This window comes from Acidovorax facilis (assembly GCF_023913775.1).
Classification (GTDB): Bacteria; Pseudomonadota; Gammaproteobacteria; order Burkholderiales; family Burkholderiaceae_C; genus Acidovorax; species Acidovorax facilis.
The window spans coordinates 1-2,035 of record NZ_JAMXAX010000257.1; the positions used below are offsets into that span (position 1 = coordinate 1).

Consider the following 2,035-nt stretch of genomic DNA (forward strand, 5'->3'; position numbering starts at 1 on the left):
GGGTGGCCCACAACGCCACCCCAACGACCTGTTCCCCCGCCTGGGTCTGGTGGACGCACAGCAACACCTGGTGGCTGGCACGGCGCCCCAGCCGGGTGGCGCGCGCCTGGCCCTGACCGGCGCCGACGGCAAGACCATCGGCCAGCTGGTGCTGGCACCTCCACAAGGTGTGCGCAGCGAAGCCGACCAAGCCTTTCTGGCGCAACACCTGGGCTTTGTGGCATGGACCGGCCTGGCCGGGCTGGCACTGGCACTGCTGCTGTCGGGCTGGCTTGCGCGGCGCTGGCTGGCCCCCGTCGAGGCCCTGGCCACCGGCGCGCGCGGCATTGCGCAGGGCCACCTGCACACCCGCGTGCCCGTGCACGGCAACGACGAACTGGCCCAGCTGGCCCGCACCTTCAACACCATGGCCGAACAACTGAGCAGCATCGAGGCCAGCCGCCGCCAGTGGCTGGGCGACGTAGCCCACGAGCTGCGCACCCCCCTGGCCGCCATGCGCGCCGAAATCGAGGCCGTGCAGGACGGCATCCGCCCCTTTGACGACAAGACCGCGCTGCGCCTGCACCGGCAGGTGATGCGCCTGATCCAGCTGGTGGGCGACCTGCGCGCCAGCTTGGACGCGGCGGGCACCAGCGCGCCCTCGGCCCAGGTGCCCGTACACCCGCTGTCGCTGCTGAACGAGGCGCTCGCATCCATGCGCCCGCGCTTGGCGCAGGCGGGCATCGATGTGGACACCACCGGCCTGGACGCCCTGACCGCGCAGGTTCCGGCGCAGCCCGCACCCCTGGTGCGGGGCGATGCGCAGCAACTGCACCAGGTGTTCTTGAACTTGCTGGAAAACAGCCTGCGTTACACCGACGCGGGCGGCCTGCTGCGCCTCTCGGCACGCCTGTTGCCACCAGCCGATGGAGCCGCCCAACTGCAGGTGCAGCTGGACGACAGCGCGCCCGGCGTGCCCGCGCACGAGCTGCCACGCATCTTTGACCGCCTGTACCGCGCAGAAACCTCGCGCAACCGCGACCATGGCGGCTCTGGCCTGGGCCTGGCAATTTGCCGCGCCATCGTGCTCGCGCACGGCGGCACGCTGACGGCCGACACCTCACCCCTGGGCGGCCTGCGCATCACGCTGCAACTGCCACTGCTGGACAACCCCTCATGAGCCACCGCATCCTCGTCGTAGAAGACGAACCCGACATCGCCGCCATCGTGGTGGACTACCTGCGCCACGCGGGCTACACCGTGGAACACCAGGCCGAGGGCCGCGCGGCGCTCGCCAGCATGCTGGCCGCACCGCCGGACCTCACGCTGCTGGACATCATGCTGCCCGGCATGGATGGGCTTGAAATCCTGCGCCAGGCACGCCGCCACACCCAGCACCCCATCATCATGCTGACCGCCCGCGTCGAAGAGGTAGACCGCCTCATTGGCCTGGAGCTGGGCGCGGACGACTACATCTGCAAGCCGTTTTCGCCGCGCGAGGTGGTGGCCCGCGTCAAGGCCGTGCTGCGCCGCACCGCCGCCGCGCAGGAACCACCGGCAGCCACCACCACGGTGGCAGCGCTGATGCTGGACGAATCGCACTGGCAGGCCACATTGCACGGCTCGCCGCTGGGCCTGACGCGGCGCGAGTTCCGCCTGCTGCAAGTGCTGGCACGCCAACAGGGGCGCATCTTCTCGCGCGCGCAGCTGCTGGACCAGGCCTACGAAGACACCCTCGATGTGAACGAGCGCGCGATCGACAGCCATATCAAGAATCTGCGCAAAAAACTCAAGGCCGCCAGCGCGGACGGCAGCGACTGGATTCGTTCGGTGTACGGCGTGGGTTTTGCGCTGGACCCGACGGCGGCCGAGTGAGCCTGGCCCGATGGGCAGATTGCTACATTTCTTATAGCTATTGGCGCTTATCCAATGAGGGCGGTTTCAAGTCCAAGTGCAACAATCAAGTTAATGGACTGAATCGGGCTGTTGGGCCAAGCGAGCCAAATGCTCGGCATACACCTCAATAGGCTTGCTCCAGCCCAAAGTCATCCTGGGG

Annotated in this window: 2 protein-coding genes; both read left to right on the forward strand. The window is 68.4% G+C overall.

Features of this window, described 5'->3' with window-relative positions; genetic code table 11:
- The coding region (locus NFX52_RS29920; protein WP_252635987.1) for an ATP-binding protein at positions 1 to 1,159 on the forward strand (1,159 nt) is incomplete at its 5' end.
- The gene (locus tag NFX52_RS29925) at positions 1,156 to 1,854 is read left to right on the forward strand and encodes a response regulator (protein WP_055392868.1); all 699 of its coding nucleotides are present in this window, start codon (positions 1,156 to 1,158) and stop codon (positions 1,852 to 1,854) included. The genes NFX52_RS29920 and NFX52_RS29925, both read left to right, overlap by 4 nt.
- The last annotated feature ends 181 nt before the right edge of the window (positions 1,855 to 2,035 follow it).

Bases quoted from the DNA above. Each gene is read 5' to 3' on its own strand.
- NFX52_RS29925 (WP_055392868.1), top strand. From the start codon at position 1,156: ATGAGCCACCGCATCCTCGTCGTAGAAGACGAACCCGACATCGCCGCC.